This is a genomic window from Croceibacterium ferulae (assembly GCF_003660445.1).
Taxonomy (GTDB): domain Bacteria; phylum Pseudomonadota; class Alphaproteobacteria; order Sphingomonadales; family Sphingomonadaceae; genus Croceibacterium; species Croceibacterium ferulae.
In genome coordinates, this window is the sequence record NZ_QZVQ01000004.1 from 129,027 (window position 1) to 146,494 (window position 17,468).

The 17,468-nt window shown below is 68.7% G+C and carries 14 protein-coding genes, 1 tRNA gene and 1 pseudogene; 8 read left to right on the plus strand and 8 right to left on the minus strand.

Annotated features, from left to right (window positions below; genetic code table 11):
• Positions 1-42: 42 nt before the first annotated feature.
• The gene (gene uvrC, locus D5S08_RS05875) at positions 43-1,983 is read right to left on the minus strand and encodes an excinuclease ABC subunit UvrC (RefSeq protein ID WP_121116521.1); all 1,941 of its coding nucleotides are present in this window, start codon (positions 1,981-1,983) and stop codon (positions 43-45) included.
• 61 nt (positions 1,984-2,044) lie between these two features.
• Positions 2,045-4,987, minus strand: a complete 2,943-nt coding sequence (locus D5S08_RS16835) for a TonB-dependent receptor (RefSeq protein WP_162301933.1) — start codon at positions 4,985-4,987, stop codon at positions 2,045-2,047.
• A gap of 204 nt (positions 4,988-5,191) precedes the next feature.
• Between D5S08_RS16835 and infA the strand changes: the two genes are divergently transcribed.
• The 5 genes from infA (at position 5,192) to D5S08_RS05905 (ending at position 7,405) form a co-directional block, all read left to right on the plus strand.
• Positions 5,192-5,437, plus strand: a complete 246-nt coding sequence (gene infA / locus D5S08_RS05885) for a translation initiation factor IF-1 (RefSeq protein WP_039095449.1) — start codon at positions 5,192-5,194, stop codon at positions 5,435-5,437.
• A 46-nt stretch (positions 5,438-5,483) separates the two neighbouring features.
• Positions 5,484-6,074, plus strand: a complete 591-nt coding sequence (locus D5S08_RS05890) for a Maf family protein (RefSeq protein WP_121116523.1) — start codon at positions 5,484-5,486, stop codon at positions 6,072-6,074.
• Entirely contained in the window at positions 6,067-7,035 is a 969-nt protein-coding gene (locus D5S08_RS05895; RefSeq protein WP_121116525.1) for a ribonuclease, read from the plus strand. The genes D5S08_RS05890 and D5S08_RS05895 overlap by 8 nt, the downstream gene beginning before the upstream one ends.
• Entirely contained in the window at positions 7,032-7,202 is a 171-nt protein-coding gene (yacG, locus tag D5S08_RS05900; RefSeq protein WP_121116527.1) for a DNA gyrase inhibitor YacG, read from the plus strand. The genes D5S08_RS05895 and yacG overlap by 4 nt, the downstream gene beginning before the upstream one ends.
• Before the next feature lie 127 nt (positions 7,203-7,329).
• Positions 7,330-7,405, plus strand: a tRNA-Phe gene (locus tag D5S08_RS05905).
• 36 nt (positions 7,406-7,441) lie between these two features.
• Here the strand turns inward: D5S08_RS05905 and rsmA are convergent.
• From rsmA to D5S08_RS05925, 4 genes are all read right to left on the minus strand, one after another.
• Positions 7,442-8,263 (minus strand): 16S rRNA (adenine(1518)-N(6)/adenine(1519)-N(6))-dimethyltransferase RsmA, encoded by an 822-nt coding sequence (gene rsmA, locus D5S08_RS05910; protein WP_421757450.1) that lies wholly within the window; start codon positions 8,261-8,263, stop codon positions 7,442-7,444.
• 5 nt (positions 8,264-8,268) lie between these two features.
• Positions 8,269-9,270: a 4-hydroxythreonine-4-phosphate dehydrogenase PdxA gene (gene pdxA, locus D5S08_RS05915; RefSeq protein ID WP_121116531.1), complete on the minus strand. Its 1,002-nt coding sequence runs from the start codon at positions 9,268-9,270 to the stop codon at positions 8,269-8,271.
• An 8-nt stretch (positions 9,271-9,278) separates the two neighbouring features.
• Positions 9,279-10,673 (minus strand): peptidylprolyl isomerase, encoded by a 1,395-nt coding sequence (locus tag D5S08_RS05920; protein WP_421757451.1) that lies wholly within the window; start codon positions 10,671-10,673, stop codon positions 9,279-9,281.
• A 136-nt stretch (positions 10,674-10,809) separates the two neighbouring features.
• Positions 10,810-13,140, minus strand: a complete 2,331-nt coding sequence (locus tag D5S08_RS05925; RefSeq protein ID WP_121116535.1) for an LPS-assembly protein LptD — start codon at positions 13,138-13,140, stop codon at positions 10,810-10,812.
• 131 nt (positions 13,141-13,271) lie between these two features.
• Here D5S08_RS05925 and D5S08_RS05930 point away from each other — a divergent pair, with 131 nt between their 5' ends.
• The 3 genes from D5S08_RS05930 to ndk all read left to right on the plus strand — a co-directional run bounded on the left by D5S08_RS05930 (position 13,272) and on the right by ndk (position 15,666).
• On the plus strand, positions 13,272-14,723 hold the full coding sequence (locus D5S08_RS05930; RefSeq protein ID WP_121117038.1) for a leucyl aminopeptidase: 1,452 nt from the start codon (positions 13,272-13,274) through the stop codon (positions 14,721-14,723).
• A gap of 22 nt (positions 14,724-14,745) precedes the next feature.
• Positions 14,746-15,180, plus strand: coding sequence for a DNA polymerase III subunit chi (locus D5S08_RS05935; protein WP_121116537.1), 435 nt, complete (start codon positions 14,746-14,748; stop codon positions 15,178-15,180).
• A gap of 63 nt (positions 15,181-15,243) precedes the next feature.
• Positions 15,244-15,666: a nucleoside-diphosphate kinase gene (gene ndk / locus D5S08_RS05940; protein ID WP_121116539.1), complete on the plus strand. Its 423-nt coding sequence runs from the start codon at positions 15,244-15,246 to the stop codon at positions 15,664-15,666.
• Here the strand turns inward: ndk and D5S08_RS05945 are convergent.
• On the minus strand, positions 15,641-16,858 hold the full coding sequence (locus D5S08_RS05945) for a sulfotransferase family protein (protein WP_121116541.1): 1,218 nt from the start codon (positions 16,856-16,858) through the stop codon (positions 15,641-15,643). The two genes, ndk and D5S08_RS05945, sit on opposite strands and share 26 nt — an antisense overlap.
• Positions 16,859-16,873: 15 nt before the next feature.
• Positions 16,874-17,467, minus strand: a pseudogene (gene purN / locus D5S08_RS05950) (phosphoribosylglycinamide formyltransferase); the annotation flags it as partial.
• Position 17,468 lies beyond the last annotated feature (1 nt).

A 17,468-nucleotide genomic window follows, 5' to 3' on the forward strand; every position in this document is an offset into this window, starting at 1 on the left:
TGCCAAGCCGCAGGCGTCGTGTCGAGCCCGGCGTCCCAGCGATCAACCCCGGTGGTGGTAGAAGTCGTACACCGCCTGCGCCACTGCCGCGCTGACGCCCGGGGCGCGCTGCAGATCTTCCAGCCCGGCGGCGCGGACCTTGCCCGCGGTGCCGAAATGCAGCAGCAGCGCGCGCTTGCGGGCCGGGCCGATGCCGGGGATCTCGTCCAGCGGGCTGGCGGTAATGGCGCGGCTGCGCTTTTCCCGATGGGCGCCGATGACGTAGCGGTGGACCTCGTCCCGCAGGCGCTGAAGGTAGAACAGCAGCGGCGAGTTGACGGGCAGCATCTTTTCCCGCCCGTCCGGGAAATGGAACACCTCGCGCCCTTCGCGCCCATGATGCGGGCCCTTGGCGATGGCGATCAGCGGCACGTCCTCGATCCCCAGCTCCTCCAGCGCGTCGCGGACGGAGGACATCTGGCCCTTGCCGCCATCGATCAGCACCAGGTCGGGCCACATGCCTCCGTCGCGATCGGGATCTTCCTCCAGCGCGCGTGCGAAGCGGCGGCCCATCACCTCGCGCATCATGGCGAAATCGTCATTTGTCTGCGCTGAGCGGATGTTGAACTTGCGATACTGGTTCTTGATAAAGCCGGCCGGCCCGGCAACGATCATCGCGCCCACAGCCTTGGCGCCCTGGATATGGCTGTTGTCGTAGACTTCGATCCGCTGCGGTACATCGGCCAGTTCCAGGAACTCGGTCAGTTCGGTCAGCAGCTTCGCCTGGGTGCCGGACTCGGCCATGCGGCGATCGAGCGATTCCTCCGCATTGCGGCTCGCCTGCTCCATCAACCGGCGTCGGTCGCCACGCTGCGGAATGCTGATCTCCACCCGGCGGCCGGCGAGGGCGCAGAACGCTTCCTCCAGCAGTTCGCGATCGGGCAGTTCGCGGTCCACCAGGATGGTGGGCGGGGGCGGCACCTCCTCGTAGAACTGGGCCAGCACGCGGGCGAGCACCTCCTCCTCGCTCACCTCTGCGGTGTGCGTCGGAAAAAAGGCGCGGTGGCCCCAGTTCTGCCCGCCACGGATGAAGAAGCCCTGCAGGCCGACATGGCCGCCCTTGCTGGCGAGCGCGAACACGTCCGCATCGCCAACCCCGCCGGCATTGATCGCCTGCGTGCCCTGGATGAAGGTCGCGGCGCGCAGCCGGTCGCGCAGCATGGCCGCGCGCTCGAAGTCCAGCGCCTCCGCAGCCTCCGCCATCTGCACCTCGATCTTCTTCTGCACCGCGCCCGAACGGCCGCCCAGGAAGTCTTTCGCCTCCTGGATCAGCTCGCCATAGCCGTCCTTGTCGATGCGGCCCACGCAGGGGGCGGAGCAGCGCTTGATCTGGTACAGCAGGCACGGCCGGTCGCGCCGGGAAAAGAAGCTGTCGGTGCAGCTGCGCAGCAGGAACAGTTTCTGCAGCGCGTTGATCGTGGTGTTGACCGATCCGGCGCTGGCGAAGGGGCCGTAATACTGGCCCTGCGCCTTGCGTGCCCCGCGATGCTTCTGGATGCGCGGGAAGTCGTGCCCCGCGCGCAGCAGGATGAAGGGGAAGCTTTTGTCGTCCCGCAGCAGCACGTTGTAGGGTGGGCGGAAGCGCTTGATCAGCTGCGCTTCCAGCAGCAGCGCCTCGGCTTCCGAATTGGTGGTGACGATTTCCATGCTGCGCGTCTGGCCGACCATGCGGCGAAGGCGGTTGGAAAGGCCGGCAAGCTGGGTGTAATTGGCGACGCGGTTCTTGAGCGCGCGCGCCTTGCCGACATACAGCACCTCACCCCGTGCATCGAGCATGCGGTACACGCCGGGCTTGGGCTTCAGCGTGCGCACCACATCACGGATGGCGGCGACTCCCGCCTCCAGATCGGGCTGAGCGGAGGATACGGTATAGGCGGCCCGCTCCTCGTTGAAGCGGGACGACCCGCGGGGGTCGTGGGGGGTACCGGCAGGCGTACGCGACATGTGGGGCAGATAGGGCCTGTCGCCCCGCCATGGAAGCGGGGACGGCAGGACTATCGCGCGATCAGAACAGCTTGCGCAGCTCGATCTCGAACCGGCGGCCGATCGGATCGACCAGGAAAGGCTGGTACCGGATCGGCACGTCGCCGGCATCGTTCGTCACGCGCTGGCGGGCATCGAGGATGTTGTCCAGGTCGAACGAGATGCGGACATTCTCCAGCAGCGGCACCCTGTCCGTCAGGCCGGGGCGCTGGTTCAGGTCCACGAAGGTGCGGATGCCGAAGGTCGCCAGATCGTTGAAGCGCAGGTCGGTGCTGCCGGGCAGTCCGCTGCCGTTCAGCGTGCTCGATCCGGTATATTCCGCCTCCACGAAGCCACCGAAGCCGCGATAGAAGATGCCGCCGCGCAGCTGTGCCGTGTGGCGCGGTGTCCGCGCATCCCCGTTCAGCCGATCCAGCACCGGACCGCCCTCGGCGATCAGCACCTTGTTCTCCAGTTCGTAATTGTAGGTCAGGTTGGTGAACCAGCGACCCTGGCCATTGCCGCCACCACCGGGCAGGCCGGGCGCGCCGCCCCCCGGTCCACGACCACTACCGCCCGGCCCGCGTCCGCCACCGGAACCCGCCCGGTCGCCGCTGGCCCCAGCGCGGGGCTGGGCGCCCTCGCCAGGCGGGGGACCACCTTCGGCCTGGTTTGTCGTCGGCGGCGTGCCGCCTTCGCTGCCGGAGGGTCGGCCGAACGGCGCCTCCCGGCTGCAGAAGCGTTCGCGGAACATCTCCAGCCGATCGGGTGCGATCTGCCCGTCCTCCCCGCGCAGCCGTTGCAGCAGTCCTTCGGGAAGGACGCTGATGTCGGCCGCGCCGCTGACGGCCGGGTCGCTGCTGCAGAAGGTCTGGCGGAAGGCCGCCATCTGCTCGCGCTGTTCCGGCGTCATGTTGGCGCCGAAACCGCCCTGCCGGCCGCCCTGGCGCGCCTCCTGGCTGCCCCGCGCAGCCTGCCCTGGTGCGCCGCCGCCGGCGGGACGCAGCGCCGATCGCACGGGATCGCGCGCAGTGCGCGCGGCCTGCTCGGTTTCGGAAAACTCGCTGCCGAACGGTCCGGACAGGTTGATGCCCAGGCGAATGCGCCGGGTGTCCTGCTCCGCAAAGGTTATCGGCCGCTGGTCGACCGACAGCAACCTGCCATCCGGTGCGCGGGTGACCCGGCCGGGGAAGGCGGCCTCGATCGCGGGGGTCAGCTCGGGGAAGCTGTCGGTCACGTCGGTGGAATGATTGTCGATATAGTCGAGCTGGATGCTGGACCGTTCGAGGAACGGCAGCTGCCAGTTCACGCCGAAGGACCAGTCGCTCTGCTGCTGTTCTGGCAGCGTCGCATTGCCGCCGCTGATGACCGTGGCCAGCACCGTCTGGCCGGTGTTGAAATCGAAGATGGAGACGTTGGGCGTCTCGATCACCGGATTGCCCAACTGGGCGAGCGAGGGCGCCGCCTGCCGGCCGACATGGGTGGCGGTGAAGGTCAGGGTGTCGGTCACGCCCCAGGTCAGCCCGGCCGACCAGTCGGTCAGCGTGCCGAAGTCCGACAGGTGATCGAGCCCGGCGCTGAGGTTCAGCGTCAGATTGCCGACATCGCTGAGGAAATCGTCCCGCACGCTGGTCAGCGGAACGGACACGTTCACGCCGGCATTGGCATTGCCGCGCGTCAGCCGCACCCGGCCGATATCCGATCGGGTGTCCTCACTGGTGATGCGGCTCCAGTCATAACCGGCATCCAGCGTCACCGACAGCTCGCCCGCGGGCAGCAGCAACGGGCGGCCATTGGCGGTCAGCTTGCTGGACAGGGTATCGGTGCTGCTGTCCGCCCGGTCGGTCCCCAGATCGGGCAGGCGGCCCAGATCGCCATCGAGCGCCAGCGTACCCGCGGTTGCAGCGGCCTGGAGCGCGGCATAGTCTGGTGAGCCATCGGCCGATTGCCGGCGCGCGATCAGTGTGCGCGTGTCGGCGCGGCTGGCATCCACCGTGCCGCTGATCTGCCAGTCGGAGATGTTGGTGTTGAGCGCGCTGGCAACGGAGTAGGTGGTGGTGCGCCGGTCCACGGTCAGCGGATCGTCCGCGCCGAACACGCGCAATGCGGTTGTGCCGGCCGGATCGGTCAGGCTGATCGTGTCGAGGCCATTCAGGCTGAGCGAGTCCTCGCGTTCCACCGTGCCGTTCAGGCTCAGTGTCGTGCCGCCCGATCCCAGCTGCGTGGTCCAGTTGGCAGTCGCCTCCAGACCGGCACCGTCGCTTGTCAGGCTGCGATATCGGGCCGGATCGGGGTCGCCCGGTATGGCCGAAATGCTGCCGGCGGCCTGCAGCACGCCGCGCTCCGCCTCCGTCAGGATGCTGCTGTTTTCCCACTGCAGGTTCAGGTTGAAGCGGCTGGGGCCGTCGATCCGCAGATAGGTCGCCTCCACCTGCTGCGAGGAGAAGCCGCCATCCCACGGCTGGCCGTATTCCAGCTCGATCTCGCGGCTGGAATAATTGTCCTTCAGGATGATGTTCACCACCCGCTGGTCGGCCGAATAGCCATAGCGCTGGGCCACCTGTTCGGGGAACACCTCGACCTTCTCGATCGCCTCGGGCGGGTAGCTGCGCAATTCGCGGAAACTGGCGATGCGGACACCATTGACCAGGATCACCGGCCGGCCATCGCCGCGCCCGCTGCCGCTGGTGACCTGCGGGGCCAGCAGTTCGAGCAGCTCGTCGATGGAGCCCGCGCCATAGCCGGCAATCTCCTCCGCGCCCAGTTCCAGCAGCGGAGCTTCCGGCGCATCCACCTGGCCGCGCAGTGACCGGGCGAACACGATGATCTCGTTTGCCGCCTCGTCCACCTCGGCCTCGCCCGGAACAACCTGCTCTTCCGGCTGGGTGCTGTCCTGCGCCAGCGCAGGCCCGGCGGGCGCCAGGACCAGCGCGGCACTCGCCAGGGTGGTGGACAGGGTCAGGAAACTAGGCGGCAGGTGGCGCAATGTCGTTGGTCCTCATGATTCTGATCCCGGCCCCCAGCGCGGCTTGTCGCGGCAATGGCTTGCCCCGGCAAGCCGCACCCGGTATCAAAATGTCGCACCTGTTGCCGGGATGTCTCAGCGTGGCCGTCGCTGGGCTTCCCTTTGGGGCGACCAGTCGCTATGTGCGCGGCCATGACCAACAATAGAATCGCAGCCTGAGCCCGCATGGCGAAGGAAGAACTGCTGGAAATGCGCGGGCGGGTGGTGGAGCTACTGCCCAATGCCATGTTCCGCGTCGAGCTGGAAAATGGCCACGAAGTGCTCGGGCACACCGCCGGCCGGATGCGGAAGAACCGCATTCGCGTGCTGGTGGGGGACGAGGTATTGTGCGAGCTGACGCCGTACGACCTCACCAAGGCGCGCATCACCTATCGCTTCATGCCGGGACGCGGCGGACCTGGCCCGTCCTGAGAGCCGTCCTGTGGCCGAGGCGCCAAGTGCCGCACGGCCTGCGACCATGCCCCCGACACCTACGCTGATCCTGGCCTCCGCCAGTCCGCGCCGCCGCGAGTTGCTGGCGCGACTGGGCGTGACGCCGCTGCGGATCGCGGCTGCCGATATCGACGAAACACCGCAACCGGCCGAATTGCCGCGGCCGCATGCCGCGCGACTGGCGCGGAGCAAGGCGCTGGCGCTCTCCGCCATGGCAGCTGCGGAGGCTGCGCATGTGCTGGCGGGCGACACCGTGGTGGCGGTGGGTCGCCGTATCCTGCCCAAGGCGGAAGATCCCGATACCGCCACCGCCTGCCTGCGGCTGCTGTCCGGCCGCCGGCACCGCGTGTTCACCGCCATTGCGCTGCTCGCGCCTGACGGCACCCTGCGCGAACGGATCAGCGAGACGCAACTGCGCTTCAAGCCGCTGACCGAGGGGGAGATCGCCGCCTATGTCGCCAGTGGCGAATGGCAGGGCAAGGCGGGTGGCTACGCCATCCAAGGCAGTGCGGAGGCGCTGGTGGCATGGATGGCGGGCAGCCATTCGGGCGTCATCGGCCTGCCTTTGTTCGAAACGCGGGCATTGCTGAAGGCGGCAGGGTTCCCGCTTGGCTGAATGGCTGGTGGAGCAGGGGATCGCGGAGGAACGCGCGATCCTGTGGGACGGTGCGGACATCCTGGCCGCTGCCTGGCAATGGTCCGATGGTTTGCGCGCCGGGATGGTGGCCGATGCCGTGCTGCTGCGACGGGCGAAGGGCGCCACACGCGGCACGGCACGCTTCGCCAATGGCGAGGAGGCGCTGGTCGATCGCCTGCCTGCCGGTGCCGTCGAAGGCGCACCGATCCGGCTGGAGGTGACCCGCCCGTCCATAGGCGAACGCGGCCGCACGAAGCTGGCCCGCGCGCGGCGCAGCGATCTTTCCACCATTGTGCCGACGCTGGCGCAACAGCTTGGCGGGCGCCCGGACCACCGCTTCCCCGCTGGCCCGTGGGACGAGCTGATGGCTGAGGCTTTCGCTGGCGAGGTCGGCTTCGCCGGCGGTTCGCTGGTGCTGCATGCCACCCCGGCCATGGTGCTGGTGGATGTGGACGGCACGGTTCCGCCGCCCGCGCTCGCACAGGCTGCGGTCGCACCTTTGGCGGCCGCGCTGCGCCGGCTGGATATTGGCGGCTCCGTCGGGGTCGACATGCCGACCCTGGCCCAGAAGACCGACCGGCGCATGGTGGACGATGCGCTGGAAACCGTGCTGGCCGGTTGGCCACATGAACGCACCGCGATGAACGGCTTTGGCTTCGTGCAGATCGTATCACGCTTTACCCGCGTCTCGCTGCTGCATCGCGCGCAATTGCACCCGGCGGAGAGCGCCGCACGCTGGCTGTTGCGCCGGGCGGAAGTGGCAGCCGAGACTGGCATCGCTGGCGGCATGGTGGCGCTGGCTTGTCACCCGATGGTGGCGGAGCAGCTGCGGGCGGACTGGCTGGCGGAGCTGGCGCGGCGAACGGGGCGCGAAGTGCGGGTGACCTCCGATGCGCGGCTTGCCATCGCCGCACCCCATGCCCAGATCATTGCGCGATGAACACGACCCGCCGATCCTGCCCCATCTGCGCCAAGCCGCGCAGCGAGACTCACACGCCGTTCTGCTCGACCCGTTGCCGGGATCGCGACCTCGCGCAGTGGTTCACCGATGGCTACGTCGTGCCCGGCCGCCCCGCCACGCCGGACGAGATCGCCGGCGAAGGCTAGGGGGCAAAAGGCGCTTGCAATGCGCGGATCGCTCCGCCATAGCGCCGCCTCCAACGCCGGTCCGGTGCCCTTCAGGGTGTCGTTTCCGACCGGCATGGCACCTGTCGCGACAGCTGTTCGCGCCAATGCCCGGGTAGCTCAGTTGGTAGAGCATGCGACTGAAAATCGCAGTGTCGGCGGTTCGAATCCGTCCCCGGGCACCACTTTCCTTCTGCCCTGACCCGCGCTGCCGACAGGTTTCAGGCCGTCAGCACCCGCGCCACATTCACGAACTCCGCCACAGTCAGCGTCTCGGCGCGGCGCTGCGGTTCGATGCCGAGCTGTTCCAGCGCCGCAAGCGCGCCGGGCAGTCCCTTGAGGCTCTGGCGCAACATCTTGCGGCGCTGGCCAAAGGCGGCGCCGGTCAGGCGCTCCAGCACCTTGGCGCTGACGCCGGCCGGCTGCTCCGCCGGGGTCACATGGACGATTGCGCTCATTACCTTGGGCGGCGGGGTGAAGGCGCTGCGGTGGACCTTCAGCGCCAGCTTGGGGGTGCTGCGCCACTGCGCCAGCACCGCCAGCCGGCCATAGGCATCGGTGTCCGGCTGCGCGACGATCCGCTGCGCCACCTCCTGCTGGAACATCAGCGTCAGGCTGGTCCAGCGCGGTGGCCAGACCTCTCCTCCAAGCCAGCCGGTGAACAGCGGCGTGCCGACATTGTAAGGCAAGTTGGCCAGGATCGCGTAAGGTTCGCCCAGCAGCGCATCGTGATCGATCGTGGTGGCGTCGCCCTGCACGAACTCCAGCTTGCCGGGGAAGGCCTCGGACAGCTGCTCCAGCGCGGGCAGGCAGCGGCGATCCATCTCGATCGCGGTGACGCGGGCGCCGGCGCGCAGGGCGGCGCGGGTCAGGCCGCCGGGGCCAGGGCCGATCTCCAGCACGGCACGATCCGTCAGGTCGCCGGCAATCGCCGCGATGCGCGATAGCAGCTGTTCGTCCAGCAGGAAGTTCTGCCCCAGCGCCTTGGTTGCGGTGAGGCCATGCGCCGCGATGACTTCGCGCAGGGGCGGCAAGGCGGGCAGGGTGGTCATGCTGCGCTGCCGCGGCGGGCGGAAAGGTCGGCGGCCATGCGGATCGCGGCTATCGTCGCGCCCGGATCGGCCAGATTGCGGCCGGCGATGCCGAAGGCGGTGCCGTGGTCGGGCGAGGTGCGGACCACCGGCAGGCCCAGCGTGACATTCACCCCCTGGTCGAAGTCCAGCGCCTTCAGCGGGATCAGCGCTTGATCGTGATACATGGCGATCGCGACGTCATAGGTGGCGCGGGCGCGCGGGGTGAACAGAGCGTCAGCCGGTTGCGGGCCGGTCACGTCCCAGCCGGCGGCGCGCAGGGCGGCAATGGCAGGGGCGATGATGCGGATCTCCTCGTCACCCATGCGGCCATCCTCCCCCGCATGCGGGTTGAGGCCGCAGATGGCGAGGCGCGGCGCGGCAATGCCGAGATCGCGCTGCATGGCCCGGGCGACAATGGTGCAACGCCGTTCGATCAGCTCGGCCGAGAGCAGCGCCGGCACGCTGGCGAGCGCGCAATGCACCGTCAGCGGCACGGTGCGCAGCGCCGGGCCGGCCAGCATCATAACGGCATCCTGGGGCGCCACGCCGCAGGCATCGGCCACGAATTCGGTCTGACCGGGGAAGGCGAAGCCGATCTGGGCCAGTTCCGCCTTGGCGATGGGACCGGTCACCAGCGCAGCCGCCGCATGGCCGGTGACCAGCGCCGTTGCCTGCTCCAGCGATGCCAGCGCCAGCCGCGCGCCCGGCGGAGCGGGCTGTCCGGGGGTGTAGGCACCGTCGAGGTCACCCAGCACCGGCAGCGCCTGGCCGAAGCATGCGGCGGCCTGCGCGGGATCGGTGATGGCGGCCACGGGCAGGGTGATCCCGCGCGTAGCGGCTGCCTCCACCAGCAGCCGCGCACCGCCGACCGCGAAGAAGGGCGGCAGATCCGCCACCTGCCGGTCGGCCCAGCAGGCGGCGATCAGTTCCGGGCCGATCCCGGCCGGGTCGCCCAGTGACAGCGCCAGCGGCAGCATGGCGGGGCCTAGTTGTATTCGACCACCGCGTCGCGGCGCAGGTCGCGCAGATAGCGCTGGGCACGCCGGTTGACGCGCTCGTCCTCCATCTGCCGCATCAGCTGATCCCGGCTGGGGCCGCTGGCGACTTCCGGATCGTCGCGCCCGCATAGCATCAACACGCGCACGCCTTCTTCCAGCGAGCCGAAGGGCGGCGTGGACTCGCCGACATTCAGGGCAAGCAGCGCTCCCTGCAGCGCTTCGGGCAGGGATCGCACCACCATCTCGTCATTGGTGACGACCTCCGCGCCCAGCCGCACGGCAGCGGCATCCGCTTCGCCGCAGCCCTTGATGGCGGCAACGCCTTCGGCAAAGGCGGCAGCACGGCGTTGCGCTTCCTCCTGCGAGGTGCCGGCCGCGAAATCGATCGCGATCTGCTTCAGGCTGACCACCGCGTCACGCGGATCGGCCATGCCGACCTGCCGCTTGTCGATGAGATACAGGATGGAGAAGCCGCCGGGAATTTCTACCGGCCCGACCAGCTGGCCCGGGGTCAGCTCGCGTGCGGCCTGTTCCAGCTGCGGGTTCTGCAACTGCGCCAGCTGGATCCAGCCGAGGTCGCCACCCACCGCCGCGGTGGAGGCCTGCGAATATTGCCGCGCATAGGCGATGAAGCTGCCGCCGCCGCGCAACTGCTCCATGATCTGCTGCGCCTGCTGCGCCTTCTCCGCCCGGTTGGTGGAATTGGCCTCCAGGAAGATCTCGCCGATGCGGTATTCGTCCGTGCCCTTGCTGGCCTGGATCCGCTCGAAGGTCTCGCCCACCTCTTCCTGAGAAACGTTGACGAAGGGTTCGACATTGCGGCGAAGCAGCCGCTCCCACGCCAGCTCACCCTGGATCTGCCGCTTCAACGATGCGGGGGAGGAGCCGATGGAGGTGAGATAAGTCGTCATCCCCTCGATCGTGCGGCCGAAGCGCTCGGTCGCCAGCTGATTGTAGGTCTGATCGACCTCTTCCGGCGTGACGGGAATCTCCTGCAGCTCCGCCTCCTGGATCTGCAGCGTCTCGTCTATCAGGTTGCGCAGGACCTGCAGGCGAAGGCGCTGCTCCTCTTCCGGGGAGATCTCGGTTGTCTGATTGGCGGCCACGATCAGCGCGACGCGGTGATCGACATCGGTGCCGGTGATGATCGTGCCGTTGACCCGCGCGGTTGCGCGGCGCTTGTTCGGATCGGCCCGAGCCATCAGCTGCACATCCGCCGGAATGTTCAGCGCATCGCCCGTCGCCGTCGGGGTCGCCGGCGTGCTGTCCTGCGCCCAGGCTGGCGCCAGGCCCGGCGTCACCAGCAGGGCCGCGGCCAAGGCGGGGGTGCCCACGCGGTTCCACCACGCATTGTGCCGCTGCAGTCTGCCGAAAGTTCCGATCACGCACATATCCTTGAAAACACGGTAACGGTCAGCGGCCGATGGCAAATGGCGGCTGAACCGCAGATGATCCCCGTCGCATCCCGCACCTTGCCGTAGCGGCTCCGCCCCGCGCTGCCAACAGCAGGGCGTCGCGTCACCGGAAGCCGAGATTGCGCAGGGCGAAGTGGAATCGGAAACTGCTGCCTTGCTGCGCATCCGCGATGGAGATGTAGTCGCGTCGCCAGGTGAAGCCCAGTTCCAGGCATTCGTCGGAATAGGCGAAGCCTAGTCGCGTGCGCACTGGCGTGAACCCGTCGGACGTGTCGAGGGGATCTTCCGCACGATCGGTCAGGTTGACCACGGCCGCGCCGAAGACGGACCAGTACCGCGCAAAGGCCACCCGGCCCGCGGCGCGGACCTCCTCGCGGTCGCGCAGATCCTCGAACCCCGGATCCAGATTGCGGTTGAGCCTGAGATAGCCCAATTCGAGATAGGTCCGGTTCGAGCCGAGGGTGGCGTCGATCTCGTTCCGGCGGATGCCCAGGCTGTCCTTGTCCAGCCGGAAGCGGTGCGTGAAGCGCAGGAAGTTGCGATATTGCACGCTGACCCGGCCGACATAGTCCGAAAATTCGTTCGTGAGACCCGTGCCATCGGGGAACAGCGCCGGCTTGTCCGTCAGCCGATAGGACTGGCCGACCGTGCCGAAGATGCGCCAGCCGGGCAGGTCCAGCTGGTAATCGGCGCCATAGGTCAGCCGCACGCCGTCCTCCACCCGGTCGTAGCCGGGAAAACGGTTGAGCGAGAACAGGTTGCTGTTGTCCAGTTCGAAGGCGCGCGAATCCTCGTTGGGGATGTCGGTGTTCTTCAGGCCGGGGCTGCCGGCGAGCTGAATCCGCGGCGTCACCACCTGCGTCCCGCCCAGGAACTCGCCGGCGAGGGGCCATTTCAGATCCACCGCACCGATGGCGATTCCGCGGGTGTGCCAGCCTTCCGCCCCGCGATAAGGCAGGGTGGCGGTCAGTGCGCTCTCGTCCGTGTGGTACACATCGCCGCGTACCAGCGCGGAAAAGGTCAGTTCCTGGCCCCAATTTGTAACGGAACGCCGGGTCCACAGCGCGCTGGTGAAGGCGCGCTGCGTGTCCTGTCCTTCGTTGCGGGTCAGGGCCAGCGTGTTGGCCTGCAGCTGCACTGTGCCGCCGGCCACCGGATCGGCCAGGTTCAGCCGGTAGTCCATGACCGGCAGCGCCAGCGGCACCTGCCCCTGGTCACCCTGCACCAGCAACAGCTGCGTCGCCCAGCCTGCCAGAGAGAAATAGGACCGGTCGCCGACCCGTTCGGCTGCGATGGTGGAACGGAGGCGATCGTCGCGGCTGATGTCATAGCGGCGCAGGAAGGTGCGATCGCTGGCCAGCCGAAGCGACGCCGATACCGACCAGGCGGGGTCCAGCTGGAATCGCCCATTGGCGAACACATAGCCGCGCAGGTCGTCCTCTTCCCGTCCGGCATCCTGCGATCCCAGCGGGATGCGAGCGCCCTGCGTTGCATAGCCGGTGATCTGGTATGCGCCGGTCTGCGTCAACTGGCGGTATTGAGCGGACACCATCGGCTTGGCACCGGTGAAGATGGTGCCGTTGACCGCGAGATCGCGATTGGGGTCGAGCCGCCAGTAATAGCCGGCAGTCGCCTCCAGCCCGTTGGCCGGGGTGTAGCCCACATTGGGTATCAGCCAGCCATTGCTGCCTGACCCATCCGTGTTGAAGGTGAAGGCCGGCAGGCGCAGCAGGCGACGGCCGAAGATCTCGAACCAGGCGCCTTCGAAGCGGACGCTACGATCTTCCGCGTCATAGAACACGCGGCTGGCCGTGATCCGCCAGCTCGGCTGGTCGGGACACCCATCCTCCGTCTCCACCTGGCAGCCGGAATAGACGACACGCTCCAGCTCAAGGTCGCCATTGTCGCCGCGGCGGCCTTCGGTTGCGGCGAGACGCCCGCCGGCATTGAAGGCCAGCAGCAGATTGTTCATCGCGCCGGCACGCAGTTCGTCCGTCAGTTCCAGCCGGTCCGTGAACAGCTGGTTGCCGTCCCGGTCCACGAAGCGGACGTCTCCGCTGGCGACGATCTGGCCGCTCGTGCGGTTCCAGGTAACGGCATCGGCCCGCACGGACTGGTCGCCCTGCCGCAGGATCACGTCGCCACCGGCGGTGACCGTCTCCCCCTCGCTGTCATATTCCAGGCTGGTCGCTTCGAACGCGATCGGCTCGTCCGTAATCGGCGAAGGAGCGGGCGTGGGCGTTGCGGTCGGCTCGGGCGCCTGGGCTTCGCCCAGCAGCTCCCCACGCCCCAGGCGCGGGGGGGCGGTGCCGTCCTGCGCATGGGCAAGCAGCGGAAAGAACGCGATGGCCGCGCAGGTCGCCAGGGCAGCCAGCCGGACGGGCTGCAAGCGGGAAAGCGCGGCTTGCAACCTGTTGGTCTGGCCGGGGAGCATGCCTTGCCTATCGCACCGCCTGTCCTTAACTGCAACGGCAGCATTTCATCAGCGGCCAACGTCCTGTCGCATGCCCTTGTCGCTTGGGGGCGCACGGGCGGCGGCCGCAATCCCGCCTGATCGGAGACAGCATGCAGATCGAGTTCAGCCCCCTTGCCGCCACCAGCACCGCGCCGGTCGCCACCATCGTGGTGCAGGACCAGCTGCCGCAAACGCTGGAGCCGGTGCTGGCGGAAGGGGCAAGGGCGGCTCGCTTTACCGGCAAGGCCGGCCAGTTGTTCGACGGCTTCGTGGAACGGGACGGGGCGATACGGCGGGTGGTGCTGGCCGGGGCCGGCGCTGGCGGGGCGGAGCGGCCGGCTGCGCTGGAGCGCGCCGGTGCCGGGCTGACCGCGCGTTTCCTGACCGGCGGGACGGAGCAGCTGGTGCTGGATGCCACCGGGCTGGATGCGCAGGAGGTCGCCCATGTGCTGACCGGCCTGACCCTGCGCGCCTGGCGGCACGACACGTACCGCACCCGGCTGAAGGACGAGCAGAAGGTCTCGCTGAAGCAGGTCACCGTCGTCAACGCGCCGGAGGGTGCCGAGGCCGCATGGACCGAGGCGTCCGCACTGGTGGAAGGCGTGAACTTCACCCGCGAGCTGGTGGCGGAGCCGGCCAACGTGATCTACCCCGAGACCTTCGTGGAACGCTGCCGCGCCCGGTTCGAAGGCACCGGGGCCGAGCTGGTGGTGCTGGACGAGGCCGAGATGGCCGCGCTGGGCATGGGCGCGCTGCTGGGCGTCAGCCAGGGATCCCGGCGCGAGGCGCGGCTGCTGGCCATCCGCTGGAACGGCGGGGCCGAGAGCCAGGCGCCGATGGCCTTTGTGGGCAAGGGTGTCACCTTCGACACGGGCGGCATCTCCATCAAGCCGGCTGCCGGCATGGAGGACATGAAGTGGGACATGGGCGGCGCGGGCGCCGTGGCTGGCGCGATGCTGGCGCTGGCCAAGCGCGGGGCCAAGGCCAATGTCGTCGGCGTGGTCGGGCTGGTGGAGAACATGCCGGACGGCAACGCCCAGCGCCCGGGTGACGTGGTCACCAGCATGAATGGCCAGACGATCGAGGTCATCAACACCGATGCGGAGGGGCGGCTGGTGCTGTGCGACGTGCTGACCTGGGTCCAGCGCGAGCACAAGCCGACCGCCATCGTCGACCTGGCAACGCTGACCGGCGCCATGATCATCGCCCTGGGACATGAGCATGGCGGGCTGTTCAGCAACAATGACGGGCTAGCCGGCGCGCTGCTGCAGTGCGGCCTGGACAGCGGGGACAAGCTGTGGCGCTTCCCGCTGTCGCCGGCTTACGACAAGCTGATCGACAGCCCGATTGCCGACATCCGCAATGTCGGGCCGCGCGGGGCCGGTTCGATCACCGCGGCGCAGTTCCTGCAGCGCTTCATCGAGAACGACACCCCCTGGGCGCATCTCGATATCGCCGGCATGGTCTGGGCGGACAAGCCGGGCGCGACCTGGGACAAGGGTGCGACGGGCTTCGGCGTGCGGGTGCTGGACCAGTATGTCCGCAGCCAGCTGGAAGGCTGAGGCCTGAGGGCAGGGCGCGCCCATGCGTGTCGGCTTCTACCTGTCGGCCAGCCAGCCGGTCGAACGCGTGCTGCCGCAGGTGGCACGCGCGGCCGTGCGGGCGGGGCAGCGCATGCTGGTGGTGGGTGACGTTCCGCTGCTCGCCCGGCTGGACCAGGCGCTGTGGGACAGCCAGCCGGAGGAGTTCCTGGCCCACGGCGCGGCGGACCAGATGCATGCGGCGCGCCAGCCCATCCTGCTGAGCCACGAATGCCGTGCGCCCAATGGCGCGCAGCTGCTGGCCCTGGCCGACGGCGTGTGGCGCGACGATGCGCTGGCTTTCGAACGGGCGCTGCTGTTCTTCGATGAAGGCGGGCGCGACGCCTCCCGCAATCTGTGGCGTGACCTGAAGCGGCGCGAGGGCGTGGTGCTGGAGTTTCACGAACATGACGGCACGCGCTGGAACAGCCGTGCCTAGACTTGCCGCCGGCCCGGCCCTAAAGGCGCGCGCAACTTCTTACCCCTGCAAGGATATACAACGATGGCGGTCACCCGCACTTTCTCGATCATCAAGCCCGATGCCACCCGCCGCAACCTGACCGGCGGCGTTACCAAGATGCTGGAAGATGCCGGCCTGCGTGTCATCGCTTCCAAGCGCATCCAGATGACGAAGGAACAGGCGGAGGGCTTCTATGCCGTCCACCGCGAGCGTCCCTTCTTCAACGACCTGGTCAGCTTCATGATCAGCGGCCCGGTCGTCGTGCAGGTGCTGGAAGGCGAGGACGCCGTCCTCACCAACCGCACCGTGATGGGCGCCACCAACCCGGAAAATGCCGACGAAGGCACGATCCGCAAGACCTATGCCGAGAGCATCGAGGCGAACAGCGTGCACGGTTCCGACAGCGACGAGAACGCCGCGATCGAGATCGACTACTTCTTCAAGCCCGAAGAGATCGTCGGCTGAAGCTGCGATAGGCGGTCTTGTGGGCATGGTGGGGCTGGCGCGCGGCGCAACCCTGCTCGGCCCGCATGGCCGCCAGCGCCGCCGGGGTGAGCGGCAGGCCCAGCGCATGGTAGGCGCGGGCGATCTCCCCCTCCCAGTCTGAATCCAGCGCGGCAAAGTCCACCTCCGCCAGCGGCCCGGCGAAGCCGGCCAGCGCCTGCGCCATGCGCGTCTCGCGCAGGGCGATCTTGCGCCGACATTCCGCCTCGATGCAGTCCAGATCCGCCGTCGCCGATTGCATGGCTCGTTGATTGGCGACCAGCGACACGGCGCTGGCGACCACGTCCTCCTGATCCCGGCGCGCAACCACGACCCGTGCCTGCGGGAAGCGGGCCAGCAGCGCGGGCAGATCCTCCGCGAATTGCGGCACCTTCAGCACCCGGGGACGATCCGCATTGCCGCGCGTGGCGGCATCCGTCGCCAGCAGGCGCGCGAATTCGGCATAGACCGGCGCGGGATCGCGTGCCTCCGACCACAGGCTGTAACCGGGGATGCGCCACTGCGCCTCGTACGCACAGTGATCCAGCGCGGCCGCGAGCCAGCCCAGTTCCTCGTCAGGCCGGGTGGCGCCGAAGGGGTGGATGGTGTCGAGCCACGGATCCAGCCGTCGGGCAAAGGCGAGCGACAGACCGGACCACAGCGGGCGCAGGTCCGGCCGGCCGGCACGCGGCGGCACGGCATGCCAGCTGTCGCAGAAGCGGGTGGCGGCATGGGCGGGGTCGGCGGCGAGCAGGCGGTGGATGCGGGTGGTGCCGCCGCGCATCTGCCCGACCACTATGATCGGTGGCGCCATCAGCGTCGCGGGCAGGTCCGGCCGGTCGAGCCACAGCGCACCCAGCTGCAGCCGCTGACGCAGCACGCGCACCAGCTGTCCATGGGCGATGGTGCGGCCCAGATTGGTGAGGTCGGCCTCCTCTTCCAGCGCGGTGCACAGGCGTTCAAGCCGCTCGCGGAAGTCGGCCACCTCCGCCTCGCCGCGACCACCGATCTCCCCTGCGGCGGGTGCCTGGCGCAGCGCCTTGGCCCACAGCTCCGCCGGATCGAGCGACGGACGCTGGCACAGGCCTTTTGCCCAGAGCCGCCCGAGCAGTCGGTCCAGCTTGCCGACCAGCGGCCCGCGGGCGAGAGGGTGAGGGCGAGGCCGGCGGCTCATCGCGAGCGGTCAGGCCGGCGCAAGCGAACGACCGACATAGTCGGAAAACATGCGCGGCAGCAGCTGGTATTCGGCCAGCCGCACGCGATAGGCGAGCGCATCGGGCGTATCGTTGGGCAGGATGGCGACCGGCATCTGCCCCAGCACCGGCCCGTCATCCAGCTCCGCCGTGACCACATGCACCGAACAGCCGCCCCAGGCATCGCCGGCGGCGATGGCGCGGGCGTGGGTGTCCAGCCCCTTGTACTTCGGCAGCAGGGAAGGGTGCGTGTTGACCATGCGACCGGCCCAGCCTTCCACAAAGGCGGGCGTCAGGATCCGCATATAACCGCACAGCGCCAGATAATCGGCGCCGGAGGCGCGCAGGGCGGCATCCATCGCAGCGTCATGGTCGGCGCGGCTCATGCCCCGATGCGGCAGGGCGAAGGTGGCGATCCCCTCTGCCGCGGCGATGGCGAGGCCGGGCGCATCGGGCACATTGCTGGCCACCAGCACCAGTTCGTAAGGGCAATCGGGCAGGCGACTGTGGAACAGCAGCGCGGACATGGTGGTACCGTTGCCCGAAAGCAGGGCGGCAACCTTTACCTTCTCCCGCGCCTGTTCAGGCAAG